Below are 20,297 nucleotides of genomic sequence, written 5' to 3'. Positions count from 1 at the left end.
CCACTTCGCTCGAAAACGCTCTAGCGCCGCACCGCATTGCCGCCGACCACCACCTGCGCGAAGCGTTGCGCCCCGTCGGCCGACAGATCCGACGTCACCGCGCGGGCGTGGTCGAGGCCGACCACGGCGCCGCGCGGGGTCTCGGAGATCATGTTGTTGTTGACGAGCGCGGTGCCGGCGCCCGGCACCACGGAGACGCCAACCCCGGCCAGCGCTTTTCGGATCACGTTCCCCGTGATCGCGACGTCGCGCAGATATCTGCCCCAGCCGGCGACGATGCCGTAGGACGGCGCATTCTCGATCACATTGCCGGTGACCGATGTGTCCGCCTCGATGTAGATGCCGACGCCGGCATCGTCGTCCGGTGCGGTGCCGATCGGCCGCTTCGGAATCAGGTTGCGGATGATGTTGCCCTGGACCACCGCGATGCGGCCGCCCTCGTTGAAGTTGCAGACGGAGACGCCGACGGCGGCGCCGTCGACCGTGTTGTTGGCGATCACCGCGGCCTCGAACGAAAATTCCGAATAGAGCGCGACCTCGCGCACGTCGCTGACGCTGTTGCCGCTGATATGGATGTTGGAGGCCGAGTTGCCGCGTACCGCCGAGTAGTCGCAATTCCTGATGCGGTTGCCCCGCACGATCACGTTGCCGGCGCGAAAGGCGTTGATGGCATTGCCGTACTGGCCTGAGCCGCCGGGACCCGCCTTGATGTCCTCGATGCGGTTGTCGGCGACCAGCGTGCCGTCATCTCCGATCGCGGTGCGCAGGATCTCGATTCCGTTGTCGTTGGTGCCGAGAATCGTGTTGCGGCAGACGCTGAGGCCCCTGGCGTCGAACGACACCACCGCCGTCAGCGCGATGTTGGTGAAGATGTTGCCGGAGATGTCGCCCGCGACCTGCTCGAGCCAGACGCCGCTGCCGCCGGAGCCGGCGAACGCGCAATCGGCGATGCGCGCGTCGCGCCCGCCGAGAACATGGATCAGCCCCCGCCGGGTCGGCAGCGGAATGTTGCCGCCGTCGAAGGTAATGCCGGTGAGGCCGATCGCATCGGAGCCGTCGCTCTGGATCATCGAGGCCCCGCCCGTGAAGATCAGCCTGGTCGCACCGCGCACGCCGATCAGTTGCGCGCCGTTCGGGAGCCGCAACAGACCCGTCCGGTAGGTGCCTGGCGGCAGCGCCAGCGGCATCTGCGCCCGCGCAGCCTCGTCGATCGCGCGTTGCAGCGCGCGCGTCTGATCCTCGCTGCTGTCGGGGCGCACGCCATATTGCGTGGCGTCGCGGCCGAGCAGGGACGTCAGCGGCGCTGCGCGCGCGGCGTCGGCCGGCATGGCGAGCGCGCCGGCGATGCCCGCGGTCGAAGCTCCGATGAGATGGCGGCGATTGAGGTCCATGACGCGTCCTCCGGCGGACGCGGGGGTCCGCGTGCGTTAGGTAGCGCAGGGCGGCGAGGGTGGTCAGGATTGTTCGCGGTAGGGTTAAATGTTTACGCAATCGGGCTGCGTGTCTTCCTTGCCAGCCGCACCATCTCCATCAGCATGGCTTCCCCTGCGTCCACCAGCTCCTCCAACGTGATGCGAGGTGCCCCTTTTCGCCGTACCGCGCCGCTGCGCGCAAGCAGGGGAACATGGATGAAGGCCGCAAGCCGCGGCCCGCCGGCCCTGACGTTCTCGATTGCGCGCCAGCTCAGGTAGTTGCAGAGATAGGCGCCGGCGTCGCGCGAGGGGCGCGCGTCGATGCCGGTGAGGCGCGCGGCGCGCAGCAGCCTTGCGGTGTGCGGGCCGAACCTCATCGCATCCGCATGGCCGGCGATGCCGCGCTTGCTCGAGCGGGTGTTGGCGGCGTCAGGCCACAGCATGGTCACGGCGTTGCGCGCGCGGGTCTCGACGCGCAGATAGGGCGTGCGCGCGGCGAGGCCGAACATCAGGAGCGCGTCGGGTTTTTGCGCGGCGAGCACGTCGGGCAATTGCCGGTCGACCGCGGCATAGGTGACCGGGAAAATGTGGCTCGACAGCTCGACATCGTCGAGCGCCGGGCGGCGCAGTTGCGTCAGCCGCGCCACCAGCGGCTGCGTCGGATTATAGGGCGCGCCGGGAAACGCTCCGAAGCCGGTGAGGAGAATGCGGAGCTTGTCGCTCATTGCAGCAATTCCAGGATCTGCTCGGCGGCGAGCGCCGGCGTGAGACGGCCTTCGGCGACTTCGGCCTCGATCTTCCGGACCTTCGTCCGCACCGATGCCTCGCTGCGCAACCTTGACAGCATGCGCTGCTCCAGCATCGACCACATCCACTTCACCTGCTGCTCGCGCCGCCGCGCGGCGAAATCGCCGGATGCGTTCATCGCCTTGCGATGATCGAGGATCTTCCGCCAGAGCGCGTCGATGCCGGTGCCGGCCAGCGCCGAATAGGTGATAACGGGCGGATGCCAGTGTTCGGACCGGGGGCTGAGAATATGCAGTGCCCCGCGATAGTCGGCGGCAGTCACGTTGGCGCGCCTGAGATTGTCGCCATCCGCCTTGTTGATGGCGATCATGTCGGCGAGCTCGACCAGGCCCTTCTTGATGCCTTGCAGCTCGTCGCCGCCGCCCGGCAGCATCAGCGCCAGGAAGAAATCCGTCATGTCGCAGACTGCGGTCTCGGACTGGCCGATGCCGACGGTCTCGACCAGCACGACGTCGAATCCGGCCGCCTCGCACAGCAGCATCGCCTCGCGCGTCTTCGCCGCGACGCCGCCGAGCGTGCCCGAGGACGGCGAAGGGCGGATGAAGGCATCGCTCGAGGCCGACAGCCGCGCCATCCGCGTCTTGTCGCCGAGGATCGAGCCGCCGCTGCGTGCCGAGGACGGATCGACCGCGAGCACCGCGACCTTGTGGCCCTGCTCGATCAGATAGGTCCCGAGCGCATCGATGGTGGTGGATTTGCCGACGCCGGGCGAACCGGTGATGCCGACACGAAACGCCTTGCCGGTGTCGGGCAGCAGCATCTGCACCAGCTCGCGCGCCAGCGCCTGATGGTCGGCGCGACGGCTCTCCACCAGCGTGATGGCCCGCGCCAGCGCCGCGCGGCTGCCGGCGCGGAGCTCCTTGGCGAGGGTTTTGATGTCGAGATTGGCCTTCTGAATCATGCCTTGATGTACAACGGCCAGTCGACGCAGGCGAGAGGTTCGCGCCCGCCACCGTCCGTCCGTTTGCCGCCCATCACGGCGCCGGAGCTACCTCACTCAGAGTTGCGGGCCTACCCTTGATCCCGCGCCACAGCATGGTGCCCCAGATCAGCAGCGTCACGACCCCCAGCGTTGCGGCGATCGGCCGCTCGAAGAACATGACGAACGCCCCGTCTGCCTTGATCATCGAGGTCATGAAGTTTTGTTCCAGCATCTCGCCCAGGACGAGTCCCAGGATCGCTGGCGCGATCGGGAAGCCGTGCTCTTCCATCAGCCAGCCGATCAGGCCCATGACCACCATCATGATGACGCCATAGACCGAGTTGGTCATGGCGTAGGATCCCACCAGGCAGAACATCAGGATCACCGGCAGAAGTACGTTTCGCGGCACCCGCAACAGCTGTTTGCCGCCCTTGATCGCGATCCATCCCAGCGGCAGCATCAGAATGTTGGCGAGAACGAATATGATGAACACGGCGTAGATGAACTGCGGGTTTTGCAGGAATACTGTCGGCCCGGGATTCATCCCTTTCATGTAGAGAACGCCGATCACGATCGCGGTGATGGAATCGCCGGGAATGCCGAAAACCAGCGCCGGGATCCAGGCGCCGCCGAGCGCGGAATTGTTGGCCGAGGTCGCATCGACGATACCTTCGATATGGCCGGTGCCGAACTTTTCCGGCTCTTTCGAAAAGCGCTTCGAGATCGCGAACGAGATCCAGGCCGCGATGTCAGCGCCGGCTCCGGGGAGTGCACCGATCAGAACGCCGATGGCCGACCCGCGCAGGAAGTTGAACCAATAGCGCTTGAAGACGCCGAAGACGCCGCTGAAGATATTGCCGATCCTTTGCGCGATGACGGCTCCCGTCGCATCGGCGTGGACCATGCCGCGGAGCAGTTCGGACAGCGCGAACATGCCGATCATCGCGGGAATGAAGCTGATGCCTTGCAGCAGTTCGACGCTGCCGAAGGTGAAGCGCGGATAGCCTGCTGCGGGATCGATGCCGATGCAATTGACGGCGAGGCCGAACAGCAGGGAGGTGATTCCCTTCAGCGGCACGTCACTGGTCATGAAGACGGCACAGGTCAGGCCGAGCAGGGCCAGCCAGAAATATTCGAACGAGGAGAAATTGATCGCGACCTCGGCCAGCGCCGGCGCGCATATGATCAGGATGGCAACGCCGACGAAGCCGCCCAGCACGGAGAATACCAGATTGACGCCGAGATTGAGGTCGAGCTGTCCGTTCTTGGACATCGCATAGCTCTCGTCCGTGTAGGCGGCCGACGCCGGCGTTCCTGGAATGCGGAGCAGCGCCGCCGGAATGTCGCCGGCGAAGATGGCCATGGCGGTTGCCGTGACGATCGCGCCGAGCGCCGGCACCGGGTCCATGAAGAACGTCACCGGTACGAGCAGCGCCGTCGCCATCGTGGCGGTGAGCCCCGGCATTGCGCCGACGAACATGCCAAACGCCGCCGATGCGGCGATGACCCAGAGCACGTAGGGATCGAAGATCAGGCGGCTCGCTTCGAGCAGGGCGTTCATGTCAGCCTCAGAGAATCGAGTTCAGCCAGCCGCGCGGCAGCGGCACGCGAAGCAGCGTGGCGAAGAACCAGTAGATCGTGAAGGTGCCGACGACCGCCGTGGCCGCGGCGATCCACGGCCGCACGCCGAGCCAGAGGAACAGTGTCACCAGAAACAGCAGGGCGAGCGGAATGAAGCCGACGGTTTCGGCGGCGAAGATGTAGAGCAGCAACAGGGCGAGAACCAGGAAGAACGTCACCAGGCGGCGTGGTTCCCTGACCCATGGCGCGAGCTCGACCCACGGTGCGCCCATGCGCCGCGCGGTCAATCCATTCCATATCAGGATCCCGCCGCAGACGATCAGTCCGGCGCCGAGGATACGCGGAAACAGCGAAGGCCCGTATTTCTGTCCGGGAAAGTCGGGGAAACTCGCGGTCAGCGCAATCATCACGATGGAGAGAACGATGAGCACAAGGCCGGCGATGGCATCATTGGCGCGCAATGGCGGCTCCCTGGGATCGAAGCGAGGCGCGCCGCGGACGGCGCGGCCTCGAAGTCTGGGCGGTTAGGGTCTTTCAGCCGGGCTTCAGGTCTTTGCGATACCTGCAGCCTTCATGGCTTCGCCCATCTGCGCGTCCGACTTGTCCATGAAAGCGGCGTAGCCGGAAGCGTCGTTCCATACGACGCCGAAGCCGCGCGACGACATGAACTCGTTGTATTCCTTGGACTCGAAGATCTTCTTCAGCGAAGCCGTCAGTTTGGTTGCGATCGGTTGCGGAAGTCCCTTTGGTCCGGCGAACCCACGCCAAGCCCCGGTCGTATAGTCGACGCCCATCGCCTCCTTGAGGGTCGGCACATCAGGGAACGTCGCTGCGCGCTTCGGCGCCATGATGGCGAGGCTGCGGGCCTTGCCGGCGTCAATCATCGCGCGGGCTTCCGGGATGGAGCAGGTGGTGAAATCGATGCCGCCCGCCGCAAGATCCTGCATCGCCGGCGCGGCGCCGTTGGAGGGCACCCATGCCACCTGGTTCGGCGGCAGGCCCATGGCCTTGAGCCAGCCCACCAGAGCGAGATGCCAGATGCCGCCCTGACCGGTGCCGGACGCCTTGAACTTGCCCGGTGGCGAGGCCTTGATCGCGTCGGCGAGGTCCTTCACCGTCTTGTAGGATGAATCCGCCTTGACCTGAATGCCGGGAGGGTCCTCGTTCATCAGCGCCAGCGGCGTGAAATCTTTCGGCGTGAGCTGGGTCAGGCCGGCCCAATGCATCATCGCGATTTCCACGGTGATGATGCCGAGCGTGTAGCCGTCCGGCGCGGCGGTCGAGATCGCAGAATGGCCGACCACGCCGGAGCCGCCGGTGCGGTTGACGACGTTCACCGGCTGGCCGAATTCCTTTTCCAGCAGCACGCCGACGATGCGGGCGGTGGCATCGGTTCCCCCGCCGGCACCCCACGGGCAGATCAGCTGGATTGGCCGGGTGGGATAGGCGTCATCGGCGGATGCCGGCTTGAAGCCGAAAGTGGCGGATGCCGCGATAGCAGCGGTCGAAGCCGCAAAGGTGCGGCGCGAAATCTTGGACATTGAATGCCTCCCAGCGGCGCCCGTGACGTCGGGCGCTCTCTTGTCGATGGCAGCATTCTAGTCGGCTTTGCAGCGCCGCCGCAAGGTAGCGCTACCAAGGAGATCGACTTGTTGTGTGAAAACAGCGTGCCCATCGGATGGGCGGTCGGAAATCGGGTGGGTTTTACCTGCGCGCATTGCCAACCTGAGCGCGTAACAAAAGCCGGAGGCGAGCCATCAATGACCCAAGCCTATTACAGCGCCGTGCTGGACCGCCCACTGGACGAAGTCTGGTCGCTGATCCGCGATTTCAACAACTACCCCGCCTATATCGACGGCGTGAGCGAGAGCGTGATCGAAGACGACAAGCGCGGCGATGAAGTCGGCGCCGTCAGGCGCTTCTGCTATCTCGGAAACTGGATCCGCCAGCGCTTGGTCGATCACTCGGACCGGCAGCACACCTTGACCTATGCCGGTCTTGAAGCGTTGCCGTATCCGCAAGATGACGGAAGCCGGACGCCGGCGCCGACGCGCTATCGAGGCACCATGCATCTACGTCCGATCGTCGAAGGCGACCGCACCCTCATCGAATGGTCGGTCGTCCTCGATACCGAACCTGCGGACGCAGATCGCTGGCAAGCGCTGTTCGCGTCGTGGATTCCCGATTGGGCGGAGTCGCTTGCGCGGACGCTGGCGCGGGCCCATCCGCGACTGGATTAGCGATCGCTCACGGTTCGTCCGCGTCGCTCTTCGGCCGCGCGCCGCCGAAGATGCGGGCGCCTTCCGCGGTGAGGTAAGGCTTCAGCGTTTCCCACGGCACGAAGGCGACATACTCGCCCTCGGCGTAGGGACCGACGGCGTAGGGCGGGTAATGGAAGGTCAGCCCGGAGCTCTTGCCGGCCTCGGTCGATGGCGCGAGCGTCACCGCGCCGACCTTGAGAAGGCTCGGCTCCACGCTCTTGAACCATTCGTCGGTCGCGGTCTCGCCGGCATCGCGCTTCTTCTTCTCGGTCTTGAGCGAGGCGATGATGGCCTTCACCATCGCCTTCATGGTTGGGCCCTTGTCGGCGGTTTCGGTGAAGAACGGACGGATCGAGATGCGCTTGTTGTCGGCCTTGTCCCACAGGATCGTGTTCACGTCCGAATTGGGATGCGCGCCGCTGGTGTTCATGTAGTCGTTGCGCAGGATGCTGACATAGCGATCGGCAACGATGGAGCGGATCTCATATTTGCGCTCGAAATCCCAACCGCTGTCCTTGAAAAACTGCGGGTCCGCTTTGCGCGAGGCGGCAGCTTCCGCGGCATTCTTGTCGAGCCATTTTTTGCCCTCCGCGAGGCAATCCGCCGCCAGTGCCGCATCCGCCTTGATCTTGTCGTCAAGGAAGATGCGGGCCTCGATGCTCTTCGTCTTGACGATGGCGTCGGGCTTCGGATCGGCGGCGAGGGCGGGACCGAACAGCGCGCCGCAAACTGCGGCAACGGCGAGCGCGCGCATCAACGTTGGCGCGAGAAACATCACGCAAATCCTTCCTGTCGGGAAATTGACGGCGAAGCTACTCCGCCGCCTCGCTATGCCCGAGCCGGGCGTTCAGCTTGCGGATCAGCTCCTCGGCCGCGTCGGCAATCACGGTGCCCGGCGGGAAGATCGCCTCCGCCCCGGCGGCATAGAGCGCATCGTAATCCTGCGGCGGCACCACGCCGCCGACGATGATCATGATGTCGTCGCGGCCCTGTTTCTTCAGCGCGGCCTTCAGCTCCGGCACGGCGGTGAGATGGGCCGCAGCGAGCGAGGAGACGCCGAGGATGTGCACGTCGTTCTCGACCGCCTGCCGCGCGGCTTCGTCGGCGGTGGCAAACAGCGGCCCGATATCGACGTCGAAGCCGATATCGGCAAAGGCAGACGCAATCACCTTCTGGCCGCGATCGTGGCCGTCCTGGCCGATCTTGGCGACCAGGATGCGCGGGCGGCGGCCTTCCGCCTCCTCGAACGCGTCGATCAGCGCTTGCACCTTCTCGACCTGGTTACCCATGCTGGACGCCTCCCGCTCGTAGACGCCGGTGATGGACTTGATCTCGGCGCGGTGCCGGCCGAACACCTTCTCCATCGCGTCCGAAATCTCGCCGACGGTGGCCTTTGCCCGTGCCGCGTCGATCGCGAGCGCGAGCAGGTTGCCGTTGCCTTCGCCGGCCGAGCGAGTCAGCGCGGCGAGCGCGGCATCGACGTCCTTCTGGTTGCGCTCGGCCTTCAGCCGCTTGAGCTTGTCGATCTGCAGGCGGCGGACATTGGTGTTGTCGACCTTGAGGATGTCGATTCTGTCCTCGTCGGTCGGCTTGTACTTGTTGACGCCGATCACCGCCTGCTTGCCGGCGTCGATGCGCGCCTGGGTCTTGGCCGAGGCCTCCTCGATGCGCAGCTTGGGCACGCCGGCCTCGATCGCCTTGGCCATGCCGCCGAGCTCCTCGACCTCCTGGATGTGGCTCCAGGCCTTGGCCGCGAGGTCGCGCGTGAGCCGCTCGACATAGTACGAGCCGCCCCAGGGATCGATGATGCGGGTGGTGCCGCTCTCCTGCTGCAGGAAGAGCTGGGTGTTGCGGGCGATGCGCGCCGAGAAATCGGTCGGCAGCGCCAAGGCTTCGTCGAGCGCGTTGGTGTGCAGCGACTGGGTGTGACCCTGTGTCGCCGCCATCGCCTCCACGGTGGTGCGCATCACGTTGTTGAAGACATCCTGCGCGGTCAGCGACCAGCCCGAGGTCTGGCTATGCGTGCGCAGCGACAGCGAGCGCGGGTCCTTCGGGTTGAACGGCTTGAGCAGCTTCGCCCAGAGCAGGCGCGCGGCGCGCAGCTTGGCGACCTCCATGAAGAAGTTCATGCCGATCGCCCAGAAGAACGACAGGCGCGGCGCGAAGCGGTCGACGTCGAGGCCGGCGGCAAGGCCGGCGCGGAGATATTCGACGCCGTCGGCGAGCGTATAGGCGAGCTCGAGATCCTGCGTCGCGCCGGCCTCCTGCATATGGTAGCCGGAGATCGAGATCGAATTGTATTTCGGCATCTTTTGCGAGGTGTAGGCGAAGATGTCCGAGATGATCCGCATCGACGGCGCGGGCGGATAGATATAGGTGTTGCGCACCATGAACTCTTTCAGAATGTCGTTCTGAATGGTGCCTGACAGCTTCTCCGGCGGCACGCCCTGTTCCTCGGCGGCGGCGACGTAGAGCGCGAGGATCGGCAGCACCGCGCCGTTCATGGTCATGGACACGCTCATCTGGTCGAGCGGAATCCCCGCGAACAGCGTGCGCATGTCGTAGATGGAATCGATGGCAACGCCGGCCATGCCGACGTCGCCGCCGACGCGCGGATGATCGCTGTCATAGCCGCGATGGGTGGCGAGATCGAAGGCGACCGAGAGGCCCTTCTGGCCCGCCGCGAGATTGCGGCGGTAGAACGCGTTGGAATCCTCCGCCGTGGAGAAGCCGGCATATTGCCTGACCGTCCAGGGCTGGTTGACATACATGGTCGGGTAGGGCCCCCGCAGATACGGCGCGATGCCGGGATAGGTGTCGAGGAAATCGAGCCCGGCCAGGTCGGCCTCGCCATAGGCGGGCTTTACGAGAATGCCCTCGGGCGTCAGCCAGGGCTCGGCGCTGCCGGTCGGGGCGGCTGTGGCGGCTCGCTCGAAGGCAATGTTTGCGAAATTGGGAATGCGGCTCATGGTTTCAACCATATCATCAATCATGATCCGGATGCTGATGGCTGATGATGGTCGCCATCTTCTCCGGTCCGTAATTCTGCTGCGTGGTCTGGCTCGGCAAATTGGCGATGCCGACCACCCAGCCGAGGCGGGATTCGGTGCCGAATTGCCGCGTCGGGATCACGCGGTCGGGGTGGTCGAACGCCCCGGTCATGATCTCGATGCGGTCGCCGTCGATGCGGCCGAAGCTCAGCGGCGTGCCGCAGGCGGCGCAAAAGCCACGCTCGGCGATGGTGGAAGAGCGGAAGAACGAGGGCCGTCCCCTGGTCCAGGCGAACTCGGTCTTGTTGATGTCGGCAAGGGAAGCGAATGGCGCACCGGCTGCCTTCTGGCACATCCGGCAGTGGCAGATCGAAATCCTGGTCGGCGCCGTCATGACGGCAAAGCGCACGGCGCCGCATTGGCAGCCGCCGGTGAGAACGGGTTTGCTGGTTTCGGTCATGGCTGCTCCATCCGTCGGTAGGCGTCTTGCAGCGTGGCAAGCGCATCGCCTCCGGCGAAGACAAAACCGGTGACGCCGGCGGCCCGCAACGCCGCCTCGGTATCCGTCGGGCGGCCCGCCAGATAGATATGTCGGCCGCCTGCGGTTTGCAGGGCCTTGGCCGCAGCTTCAGCGTGTTCCGCATAGACCTTGTCGCTGGAACAAAGGCAGGCGAGCTCGGCGCCGGAAGCCTTGAAGGCGGCGGCCAGCTTGGCCGGATCGGCAAAACCCTCGCTGTCCACGGCCTGGATGCCGCCGGCTTCGAAGAAGCTCTTCGCGAAGGTGGCGCGCGCCGTGAAATCGGCGGGCACGCCGAGATTGGCCAGGAACACCTTTGGCCGCATGCCGCGCACCTTCAACGCCGCGTCAGATTTGTCGCGCAGCGCCTCGAACGGTTCGGCCAGCCGGATCGGCGGCAGCGCATCGAACTTGTATTTTGGCTCGCCGTAAGGAGCGAGTGTGATCGGTGTCGCCTTCAGTACGGCGGCTTCGCTCTCATGCAGGTTCGGAAACTCGCTGGCGCCGGTCAGCACGTCGCGGCGCTTTGCGATGTTGGCGTCGCGCGCCTTGCGTGTCGCCGCGACCTTGCTCTGGAAGAGGCCGTGCTGAAGCGCCGCGAAGGCGCCGCCGGCTTTCTCGCTGTCCTGGAACAGGGCCCAGGCGGCGTCGCAAAGCTGCGCGGTCAGCGTCTCGATGCCGCCTGCGCCCGCCGCGGGATCGCTGACCTTGGCGAGGTTGCTTTCTTCCAGCAGCAGGGCTTGCGTGTTGCGTGCCACACGCCGCGCGAACGGATCGGGCAGGCCGAGCGCCAGCGTATGCGGCAGCACGGTGATCGCGTTGGCGCCGGCAAGTCCGGCCGCGAACGTCGCGATGGTCGCGCGCAGCATGTTCACGTAGGGGTCGCGCTGCGTCAGCATACGCCAGGCCGTATCGGCAGCGATGAACAGCGGCTTTGGCGCCAGCCCGCACGCTGCTTCGATCCGTGCCCACAACAGCCGCAGCGCGCGGAATTTGGCCATGGTCAGGAACTGGTCGGCATCTGCGGCCAGCCGCGCATAGACCATGCCCTGCGCCTGCTCGAGAGGAATGCCAGCGCCTTCGATCGCACGCAGATAAGCGACGCCGCATGCGAGCACGAAGGCGAGCTCCTGCACCTCCGAGCCGCCGGCATCATGGATCACGCGCCCGTCGGCGGACGCGAACGGTCCCTTGAAGCCGAGCGCGGCGAGGCCTTTGATGGCGCCGGCGATGGCAGGAACGATCTCGTCCCAGGTGTAGGGGCTGTGGCCCCACACCGCTGCGGCCGCGAGCGGATCGAGTCCGAAGCGGATGTTGCAGGCTGCGGGATCGAGCCCCTTGCTCTTCGCATATTCCGCGACATGGATCGCGGCCATCCGCGATTGCGGACCGATCTCGAGCTCGATGCCGATCCCGGCGTCGAGATGAATGTCCTTCAGGACCTTTGCAACCGCCTCGGCTGAAGGTTCCAGGCCGAAACCGCGCGCGCCATTGGCGTCGGCGAACACCAGCGCGAGCCCGGTCGCACCGTTCTCCAGATCCTGCAACGCCTGCGCATTCGCGAGCGTCGCATCGGGATGGTCGATCCGCTGCACGATCTGCCAGGGCGCCGCCGCCGGCCGGCCCACGACGGGCGCAACGCCCTTGGCGCGGGGATAGAGCGGATCGATCCTGATGCCGTCATAGGTCTTGCCGACCAGCTTCTCGAACGGCGCGCCCTTCAGCACGCCGTCGACCAGCTTGCGCCAGTCTTCGACGGTGGCCCTGGGAAAATCCGCCGCCAGCGGCAGGTCGTCAGTCATGGAGGTCATGCGGCGAGGGGCTCCCAAACGTCTCGTTATTCGCAGGCGAAATTGCCACGGCAGACCGTCCCTGCAAACGGTTGTTTTTGGTTAACCGGTATCCGGAAGCCGCTCAATGCCTTGCGTCGAGACGCCGGCGAGCCCGTCACGCACACGAATGCCAGAGATCACGCGGTCGGGCGCGATTTCGGCCAGCGGCACCAGCACGAAGGCGCGCTCGAACAAGCGCGGATGCGGCAGCGTCAGATCCGGCTTCCGCAAGGACACATCGTCATAGGCGATCATGTCGAGATCGAGAGTGCGCGGGCCCCAGCGCCTTGCCTTCTCGCGCGTGCGGCCGAATTTCTGCTCGACTTTCTGCAGCACGAACAATAGCGCGTGCGGATCGAGACTGGTCTCGATCTCGATGCAGGCATTGATGAAGGGATCCTGGTCCTCGTCGCCCCAGGGCGGCGTCGTGTAGTCCGACGAGCGCGCGATCAGCGTACCTTGCGCCATGCCGCAGATGTGGGCGATCGCCTTGCCGAACGTCGCGCGGACATCGCCGACATTGCCGCCGAGTGCGATCAGCACGCTCGCGGAGCGGATTTGACGTTCGCTAGCCATTTGCCGAGCTTCCTTCTGCGAACGTCAAATCCGCTCCGCGAGCAAACAATAATAAACGAGTGGCCCTTTTGATCCTGACATTCGCAAATGTGGCTCCGCGAGTCCGTGCGAATGTCAGGATCGGGCCACTCGCCATGCTCAGGGATGCCGCGAGCGCGTCAGCATGATGCCGACATCGTCGAAGATCGCGGCGATCGGGGCATGCGGCTTGTGCACCGTGATCTTCACGGCGCGGATGCGCGGGAAGTGCGACAGGATGGCGTCGGCCACCGCGCCGGCCGCGCGCTCCAGCAACTTGTAATTGGTATTCTTGAACGCCGCCGTTGTCGTCGCCACGACGTCGGCGTAGGACACGGTATCGGCGAGCCGGTCGCTGCGCGAGGGCTCCGACAGGTCGGTATAGAGCTCGAGATCGATGACGAAGCGCTGGCCGACTTCGGTTTCGTGATCCATCACGCCGTGGCGGGCATGGATCGACAGGCCGGTGACGAAGATCGTGTCGGTCATTGCTTGCTCTCGATTGCATGCGCCACGCGCAGGGCCTGCAGGGTTTCGGCGATATCATGGGTCCGGATGATCTTCGCGCCGCGTTGCGCGGCGATCAGATGTGCCGCGATCGAGCCGGCGAGCCGCTCCGATGGTTCCGACGGCGACACCGAGGCGATGAAGCGCTTGCGAGAGGCGCCGACCAGGATCGGCAGGCCGAATATGTCGAAGTCGCGCAGCCGCGCCAGCGCGGTCATGCTCTGCTCGGCCGTCTTGCCGAAACCGATACCGGGGTCGAGCACGATCTTGTCGCGCGCGATACCGGCCTTTGCCGCGATCTCCAGCGAGAGTGCAAAGAACGCCTTCATGTCCGCGATGATGTCGATCGCGGGATCGACGCTGTCGCGATTGTGCATGACGATGACGGGGGCGCCTCTTGCGGCGATCAGCGGCGCCATGTCGGCGTCGCGTTGCAGGCCCCAGACGTCGTTGGCGATCGCCGCGCCCTGGTCAAGCGCGAAGGCCACCACCTCCGCCTTCATGCTGTCGATCGAGACGGGCACGCCGAGCGCCACCACGTCAGACAGCACCGGCTTCAGCCGCGAGAGCTCCTCCGCCGCCGTGACCGGCCGGGCGCCCTTGTAGGGCCGGGTGGACTCGGCGCCGATATCGATGATGTCGACACCATCGGCGATCATCGCCCGCGCCCGCTCCAGCGCCCGCGCGGGCGCGATGAACGCGCCGCCGTCGGAGAAGGAATCCGGGGTGATGTTGAGCACACCCATCACCGCCGGAAGCGGCCGCTCCAGCAGCGTCCGCAGCGCATCAGGCCCGGCCGAGCCGGCCGGCGGGACGGAAGGGGAGCGCGAGGCGTTCATGCCGGTGGCTTTAGCGGGCGGGGACGGGGAGTCAAGGCGGGAGTGGAGTGGGCGGTGCCGAGGTTTGGGCAGGGGGATCGCACCCCCCGCTGTCATTGCCCGCGAAAGCGGGCAATCCAGTATTCAGAGGCCGTGCCGTGATACGGAGAAGCTGCGGCGTACTGGATACTCCGCTTTCGCGGAGTATGACCGCGGAGTTGGAGCAGGCATTATTGCGCGCTAGGCAAACGATGCCGAGAAGCCGCTCGGCTCGCCCAATGCTGAGACGTCCGCCCTAATACGTGATCTTCGGCGGCAGCTTCTTGGCCTTGGCGATGATGTCGCCGACCGACTTCTCGGAAGGCAGGATGCGGACGAGCTTCTTCTTCTCGTTGGCCTCGCGCATGCTCTGGGCGAGCCGTGCCGGATTTCGATAGGCGAGCTCGCGCACGGTGGTGACGCCGGCGGCGCGGACCAGGCCGACCTTGGCCCTGCCCATGCCGGGGATGCGCATGTGGTCGGAGACGTTCGCCCATTCCAGCAGCAACTGCTCGCTGATGCCCGTCTTGGCGGAAAGCGCCTTGCGGCCCTTCACGGTCGAGGCCGCCTCGAGCAGCGCGTCGGTGGTGCGGATTCCTTGCGCCTTCAGCTTGTTGGCTGCAAAGGCCGACAGTCCCTCAATCTCGGAGATCGGATATGTCATGATACTCGATGTGAAATGCGTGGCTTCAGGCGAACTGGCTGAGGCCCGGCGTCCCCGCGATGATCTTGCCCATCTGATCCGCTCCGATTTTGTCTCGCCCGTAGCGGAAAAGTTCACGGGCGACGTTTTGAATCTCGGACATGCCAAGTCCAAGGCCCATCAGGCGCGTGCCGACCGCCATCAAGCCGCCGCCCATCAGCCGCGACAGTCCGCCGCCGCTCCTCGACGTCTCGATCGCGGCTTCCGCACCGGGAATCTGGTCGATCAGGGCCTGCACGCTGTCGGAAGTACCCTCGTTGCGGAGGAAGCCCAGGATAATGCCCACGGTTTTTTCGGCGACAGCACTATCTATGCTGGCGTTTGTCGCCAGCCGTCCGATCAGCTCGTCCATATGGCCTGCCCCTCAGCCGGTTCACATGCCGGAGTATTGCTTTCGAGAATGATCTTGAGCCGGTGTGATGTGAAATTCAAGCGATGAACGCAGGCGCCGTCCCGATTCATCATCGAACGCGCGAAAAGTGTTGCAGCCGTGCAAGAGCGGAGATCGAATCGGCAAAAAAATGCCGCGTTGCGAATGTCTCGTTCCTACTTTCGGCTGATGTCGTCCATTTGGTCCGACAATGCCGCCGATCGGGGCGGGTTGAACGATTTTAATCGATGCGCGACATGCGTTAGACTACGGAACTGGTGCATTCGAGCGTCGATACGCGAAACCGGGCAGAGAGATCAGAGAGAATAATGACCGCACAAGACAGCAAGCTCGGCGATACCGACGACAAGATCTTCGTCGGCAAGGGAGACGAGCAGGCATGGCTGACGCTGGCGCTCGCCAATCGCCACGGCCTCGTCACGGGTGCAACCGGAACCGGCAAGACCGTGTCGTTGCAGGTCATGGCGGAAGGATTTGCGCGCGCCGGTGTTCCGGTCTTCGCGGCGGACATCAAGGGCGATCTGTCTGGGATCTCGGAAGTCGGCGAGGCCAAGGACTTCATCCTCAAGCGCGCGGGCGAGATGGGCCTCAAATTTCAGCCGGACCAGTTCTCGACCGTGTTCTGGGACGTGTTCGGCGAGCAGGGCCACCCCGTGCGCGCCACCGTCACCGAAATGGGGCCGTTGCTGTTGGCGCGGATGCTCGACCTGAACGACGTGCAGGAAGGCGTTCTCAACGTCGCCTTCCGTGTTGCGGACGAGAATGGTCTGCCATTGCTGGATATGAAAGATCTGCGGTCGCTGTTGGATGCGATCGTTCCCGCCAGCGGCAAGAAGGCCGCGGATGCCGAGGAAGATCCACTGGCCGAGATCCGCAAGGCCGCACAGAGCTTCGGCAATGTCAGCAAGGCGACGGTCGGCACCATCCAGCGCCAGCTCCTGGTGCTGGAAAACCAGGGCGGAACGAAATTCTTCGGTGAGCCGGCACTGGAGCTGAAGGATTTCATGAAGACCGATAGCGACGGTCGCGGCATCGTCAACATTCTGGTTGCCGACAAGCTGATGGAGAGCCCCAGGCTCTACGCTACCTTCCTGTTGTGGTTGCTGTCGGAGTTGTTTGAGGAGCTGCCTGAAGCCGGCGATCTGCCGAAGCCAAAACTGGTGTTCTTTTTCGACGAGGCGCATCTGCTGTTCAACGATGCGCCGAAGGCACTGATGGACAAGATCGAGCAGGTGGTTCGTCTGATCCGTTCCAAGGGCGTCGGCGTCTATTTCGTCACGCAGAATCCGATCGACGTGCCAGACAAGGTGTTGGCCCAGTTGGGCAGTCGCGTGCAGCATGCGCTGCGCGCCTTCACGCCGCGTGACCAGAAGGCGGTCGCCGCTGCGGCGCAGACCTTCCGGCCCAACCCGAAGCTCGACACCGCCAAGGTGATCACGGAGCTCGGCAAGGGCGAGGCGCTGGTGTCCTTCCTCGAGGGCAACGGCACGCCTTCGATGGTGGAGCGGGTGATGATCCGGCCGCCGACGGCGCGGATTGGGCCGATCACGCCCGAGGAGCGCAAGACGATCATGAGCAGGAGCCCGGTGAAGGGCAAATACGATATCGCGGTCGATTCCGAATCCGCCTACGAGATGCTCCAGAAGCGCATTGCCGCCACTGCGGCCACAGCAGAGGGTCCAGCGGGCGGAAGCGGCGGCGGCATCCTGGGCCAGATCGGCTCGATCGTCGGCACCATCTTCGGCACCAACGTCAAGCGAGGCCGTCTGTCGACCGGCCAGGTCATTGCGCGGGACGTGACACGATCGGTCACCAACCAGGTGATCGGCGGCATGGCCGCCAATATAGGCAAGTCGGTCGGTGGCCAGCTCGGCGGCTCGATCGGCCGCACGCTGGTCCGCGGCGCGCTCGGCGGATTGCTGCGGCGGTAGGCAGAACGCCCTGTGTCGGGCAATTCCGCTCGACCACAATAGGTCGTCATGCCCGGGCTTGTCCTGGACAAGCCCGCCCCTGACGCTGCGGAAGCTCGGTTGTCCGAGGCCAGCGCCGGTACAATTTCAGGTGAGGGGCTCTCCAAGCCTCTGCCGGTCTGCTAGGTCCTGTTTCGTTGCCGCACAGGACCGCACCGTGACCCCGCCAGCTCCGTTAGCCAAGCCTGATGCGCCGAGACGCCTGTCGCCGCGTGCGCCGCTCGACCTGCTTTTTCTATTCTGCTGCGTCCTCCTGACGGCGGACGTGCTCGTCCCCGAGATTTTCGGCCACGGCAAGACCAAGGATTACTCGCTCTGGTACTGGGCCGGGCAGCAGGTCTTGCAGGGTGGGCCGCTCTATCCGGCCACGGCCCGCGAGTATTTCGAGTTCATCTATCCGCCGCTCCCGGCAATGCTGCTGGCGATCCCGAGTTGGTTCGGCAAGATCCCGCTCTACGTCGTTCTGTCGATCTTGAACGCCGTGGCCTGGTGGTACACCGGGACGTTCTCCCAAGTCATGGCCGGCTCGGACCGCAAGCCTGGCCCCTGGCTGGAAGCGCTGCCGGCCTTCGTCACTGTGGTCTTCGTGTTCGACATGTTCGACCTTGGCCAGCCCAACCTCGTCCTGCTGGCGATGATGCTCTACGGTTTCTGGAGCTTGCGGCATCAGCGGTCGTGGCTCGCAGGCTTCATGTTCGCGCTCGCGGTCGCCATCAAGGTGTTTCCGATCGCCGTGCTGCCCTATCTGCTCTGGCGCCGCAGGTGGGCCGCCCTCGTCAGCACGATCGTCTTCACCGGCATCCTTCTCTATGTCGTGCCGGCGCCGATTCGCGGCTTCGAGCGCAACGCGGCCGAGCTTGCGACCTGGTATCAGGGCATGGTCGGGACGAACTCGGAAAAGGGTTTTGGTCAGCGTGACGAGCAGAACTGGTCGTGGGTCAACCAGTCCGTCATTGCCGTCACGCATCGGCTGGTCCGGCCGATCAACTACAATCAGGAGGATCCCAACAAGCCGCCGCGCACGATGAATGTGATCGACGTCGACTACAGGACGGCGAACTGGATCGTGCTTGCGGTGTCGGCGTTGCTTGGGCTCGGCTTCGTCGCGGTGATGCCGCCGCAGCGGCGGCGAACGGTACGCTCCGATGCCGAGGAGCTCGGCATCCTGTTCTGCCTGATGACGGTGGCCTCGCCTCTGGCCCGGCAATACTACTTCATGTGGCTGTTCTTCCCGATCACGGTGTTGATGCATCGTGCCGCCTTCGACGTGCGAGCGCATGTGCGCCTGGGAACCTGGCTCGCTTTGGGCGCCGCCGGCATCCTCATGCTGTTGTCGCTGCCGTGGTTTCCCAAGGTCATCCAGGCCTGTGGCAACAACCTCGCTGCGACGGCCGTCCTCGCAGGGTGCCTCGCCTGGCACATCAGGCATCCACCGGTTGCGGCTAGCCCCAGGGCCGCGCCGGCGCTAAAACCCGGGACCTCTTGAGACCCAACAATCAGGATCACGACCATGGCCAATGCGCAGCTCCAATCCGTGCTCGACCACATCGACAGGGATTTCGACGGCAGCCTGGAGCGCCTGTTCTCGTTGCTGCGCATCAAGTCGATCTCGGCCGATCCGGCCTTTGCGGATGATTGCAAGGCTGCGGCCGAGCATCTCGCCAAGGACATCGCCAGCTTCGGTGTCGCGACCGAGGTGAGACCGACCGCGGGCCATCCCGCCGTCGTCGGCAAGACCGGAGCGGGCGGGCGGCCGCACGTGCTGTTCTACGGCCATTACGACGTGCAGCCGGTCGATCCGCTCGATCTCTGGCACCGTCCGCCGTTCGAGCCCGTCGTCGCGGATCATGCCGACGGCCGCAAGATCATCGTCGCGCGAGGTGCCGAGGACGACAAGGGCCAGGTGATGACCTTCGTCGAGGCCTGCCGCGCCTGGAAGAAGGTGACGGGCTCGCTGCCGGTCGACGTCACCTTCCTGATCGAAGGCGAGGAGGAGGTCGGCTCGAAGAATTTCGTGCCCTTCATCGAGGCCAATAGAAACGAGCTCAAGGCAGATTACGTGCTGGTCTGCGACACCGGCATGTGGGACGGCAACACGCCGGCGATCACGACCTCGCTGCGCGGCCTGCTCTATGAAGAGCTGAAGATCACCGCGGCCAACCGCGATTTGCATTCCGGCGTGTTCGGCGGCAGCGCGATGAACCCGATCCGGGTGCTCACGAAAATTCTGGGCGGCCTGTTCGACGACGACAACCGCATCACCATTCCCGGTTTCTACGATGGTGTGAAGGAGACGCCGCCGGAGATCCTGGAGCAGTGGAAGAAGCTCGGCTTTACCGCGGATTTCTTCCTCAAGCCGGTCGGATTGTCGATCCCGGCCGGTGAGAAGGGGCGACTGCTCGTCGAGCAGGCGTCGACACGTCCGACCTGCGACGTCAACGGCATCTGGGGCGGCTATATCGGCGAAGGCTCCAAGACCGTGATTCCGTCCCATGCTTCGGCCAAGGTTTCCTTCCGCCTTGTGCAGGGCCAGGACCCGCAAAAGATCCGCAAGGCCTTCCGTGATTACGTGACCGCGCGGATTCCCGGCGACTGCAAGGTCGAGTTCGGCGACCACTCCGCCGCGCCCGCGGTCGCGCTCGACTGGAACATGAAGCCGCTCGCCGCCGCCCGCAAGGCGCTGACGGAGGAATGGGGCAAGGAGACGGTGCTGATGGGGTCTGGCGCCTCGATCCCGATCGTGGCCGACTTCAAGCGCACGTTGGGCCTCGACTCGCTGCTGGTCGGGTTTGGCCTCGACGACGACAACATCCACTCGCCGAACGAGAAATATGATCTGCGCAGCTTCCAGAAGGGCATCCGCTCCTGGGCCCGCATCCTCGCGGCGCTGGCGGAGGTGAAGTGAGGCTGGGTGCGGTAGGGTGGATTAGTCTTACTGCGTCATAGGGGTCGA

General features: G+C 65.0%; 19 protein-coding genes. 4 read left to right on the top strand and 15 right to left on the bottom strand.

Annotated features, from left to right (window positions below; all coding sequences use genetic code 11):
• Nucleotides 1-20: 20 nt before the first annotated feature.
• From IC50_RS36320 to IC50_RS36295, 6 genes are all read right to left on the bottom strand, one after another.
• The gene (locus IC50_RS36320; protein ID WP_035716357.1) at nucleotides 21-1,391 is read right to left on the bottom strand and encodes a TIGR03808 family TAT-translocated repetitive protein; all 1,371 of its coding nucleotides are present in this window, start codon (nucleotides 1,389-1,391) and stop codon (nucleotides 21-23) included.
• A gap of 92 nt (nucleotides 1,392-1,483) precedes the next feature.
• The gene (locus tag IC50_RS36315) at nucleotides 1,484-2,137 is read right to left on the bottom strand and encodes a pyroglutamyl-peptidase I (RefSeq protein WP_035716355.1); all 654 of its coding nucleotides are present in this window, start codon (nucleotides 2,135-2,137) and stop codon (nucleotides 1,484-1,486) included.
• The gene (meaB, locus tag IC50_RS36310; protein ID WP_035716352.1) at nucleotides 2,134-3,120 is read right to left on the bottom strand and encodes a methylmalonyl Co-A mutase-associated GTPase MeaB; all 987 of its coding nucleotides are present in this window, start codon (nucleotides 3,118-3,120) and stop codon (nucleotides 2,134-2,136) included. The genes IC50_RS36315 and meaB overlap by 4 nt, the downstream gene beginning before the upstream one ends.
• 73 nt (nucleotides 3,121-3,193) lie before the next feature.
• Nucleotides 3,194-4,702, bottom strand: a complete 1,509-nt coding sequence (locus IC50_RS36305; protein ID WP_035716350.1) for a tripartite tricarboxylate transporter permease — start codon at nucleotides 4,700-4,702, stop codon at nucleotides 3,194-3,196.
• 7 nt (nucleotides 4,703-4,709) lie between these two features.
• Nucleotides 4,710-5,183 (bottom strand): tripartite tricarboxylate transporter TctB family protein, encoded by a 474-nt coding sequence (locus tag IC50_RS36300; protein WP_035716347.1) that lies wholly within the window; start codon nucleotides 5,181-5,183, stop codon nucleotides 4,710-4,712.
• 84 nt (nucleotides 5,184-5,267) lie between these two features.
• Complete coding sequence (locus IC50_RS36295; RefSeq protein ID WP_035716345.1) at nucleotides 5,268-6,263, bottom strand: tripartite tricarboxylate transporter substrate binding protein; 996 nt, start codon at nucleotides 6,261-6,263, stop codon at nucleotides 5,268-5,270.
• Nucleotides 6,264-6,266: 3 nt separating this feature from the next.
• Between IC50_RS36295 and IC50_RS36290 the strand changes: the two genes are divergently transcribed.
• Complete coding sequence (locus IC50_RS36290) at nucleotides 6,267-6,962, top strand: SRPBCC family protein (RefSeq protein WP_244429714.1); 696 nt, start codon at nucleotides 6,267-6,269, stop codon at nucleotides 6,960-6,962.
• A gap of 7 nt (nucleotides 6,963-6,969) precedes the next feature.
• Here IC50_RS36290 and IC50_RS36285 read toward each other — a convergent pair whose 3' ends face one another.
• From IC50_RS36285 to IC50_RS36245, 9 genes are all read right to left on the bottom strand, one after another.
• Nucleotides 6,970-7,758 (bottom strand): DUF3298 and DUF4163 domain-containing protein, encoded by a 789-nt coding sequence (locus IC50_RS36285; protein ID WP_193374185.1) that lies wholly within the window; start codon nucleotides 7,756-7,758, stop codon nucleotides 6,970-6,972.
• A gap of 37 nt (nucleotides 7,759-7,795) precedes the next feature.
• Complete coding sequence (scpA, locus tag IC50_RS36280; RefSeq protein ID WP_035716359.1) at nucleotides 7,796-9,952, bottom strand: methylmalonyl-CoA mutase; 2,157 nt, start codon at nucleotides 9,950-9,952, stop codon at nucleotides 7,796-7,798.
• 16 nt (nucleotides 9,953-9,968) lie between these two features.
• Complete coding sequence (locus tag IC50_RS36275; protein WP_035716340.1) at nucleotides 9,969-10,433, bottom strand: GFA family protein; 465 nt, start codon at nucleotides 10,431-10,433, stop codon at nucleotides 9,969-9,971.
• Nucleotides 10,430-12,301 carry a methylmalonyl-CoA mutase family protein gene (locus IC50_RS36270; protein WP_035716339.1) on the bottom strand — a complete coding sequence of 624 codons (1,872 nt, stop codon included), beginning with the start codon at nucleotides 12,299-12,301 and terminating at the stop codon, nucleotides 10,430-10,432. Before IC50_RS36270 ends, IC50_RS36275 begins: the two co-directional genes overlap by 4 nt.
• An 81-nt stretch (nucleotides 12,302-12,382) precedes the next feature.
• Entirely contained in the window at nucleotides 12,383-12,898 is a 516-nt protein-coding gene (folK, locus tag IC50_RS36265) for a 2-amino-4-hydroxy-6-hydroxymethyldihydropteridine diphosphokinase (protein WP_035716338.1), read from the bottom strand.
• A gap of 138 nt (nucleotides 12,899-13,036) precedes the next feature.
• Nucleotides 13,037-13,405, bottom strand: a complete 369-nt coding sequence (gene folB / locus IC50_RS36260; RefSeq protein WP_027533885.1) for a dihydroneopterin aldolase — start codon at nucleotides 13,403-13,405, stop codon at nucleotides 13,037-13,039.
• Nucleotides 13,402-14,262 carry a dihydropteroate synthase gene (gene folP / locus IC50_RS36255; protein WP_035716336.1) on the bottom strand — a complete coding sequence of 287 codons (861 nt, stop codon included), beginning with the start codon at nucleotides 14,260-14,262 and terminating at the stop codon, nucleotides 13,402-13,404. The genes folB and folP overlap by 4 nt, the downstream gene beginning before the upstream one ends.
• A 274-nt stretch (nucleotides 14,263-14,536) precedes the next feature.
• On the bottom strand, nucleotides 14,537-14,944 hold the full coding sequence (locus IC50_RS36250) for a DUF4332 domain-containing protein (RefSeq protein ID WP_035716334.1): 408 nt from the start codon (nucleotides 14,942-14,944) through the stop codon (nucleotides 14,537-14,539).
• Nucleotides 14,945-14,969: 25 nt separating this feature from the next.
• Nucleotides 14,970-15,335, bottom strand: coding sequence for a hypothetical protein (locus IC50_RS36245; RefSeq protein WP_035716332.1), 366 nt, complete (start codon nucleotides 15,333-15,335; stop codon nucleotides 14,970-14,972).
• Between the two features lie 347 nt (nucleotides 15,336-15,682).
• Here IC50_RS36245 and IC50_RS36240 point away from each other — a divergent pair, with 347 nt between their 5' ends.
• The 3 genes from IC50_RS36240 to IC50_RS36230 all read left to right on the top strand — a co-directional run bounded on the left by IC50_RS36240 (nucleotide 15,683) and on the right by IC50_RS36230 (nucleotide 20,249).
• Nucleotides 15,683-17,305 (top strand): helicase HerA-like domain-containing protein, encoded by a 1,623-nt coding sequence (locus tag IC50_RS36240; RefSeq protein WP_035716330.1) that lies wholly within the window; start codon nucleotides 15,683-15,685, stop codon nucleotides 17,303-17,305.
• A 196-nt stretch (nucleotides 17,306-17,501) separates the two neighbouring features.
• A complete protein-coding gene (locus tag IC50_RS36235) occupies nucleotides 17,502-18,830 on the top strand; it encodes a glycosyltransferase family 87 protein (RefSeq protein WP_035716328.1) in 1,329 nt (442 codons plus the stop codon).
• Between the two features lie 24 nt (nucleotides 18,831-18,854).
• Entirely contained in the window at nucleotides 18,855-20,249 is a 1,395-nt protein-coding gene (locus IC50_RS36230) for a M20/M25/M40 family metallo-hydrolase (protein ID WP_035716326.1), read from the top strand.
• The last annotated feature ends 48 nt before the right edge of the window (nucleotides 20,250-20,297 follow it).

This window comes from Bradyrhizobium genomosp. I (2014) (assembly GCF_000261685.1).
In the GTDB taxonomy this organism is placed as follows: Bacteria; Pseudomonadota; Alphaproteobacteria; order Rhizobiales; family Xanthobacteraceae; genus Bradyrhizobium.
This window is presented reverse-complemented; position numbering and strand designations above follow the sequence as displayed.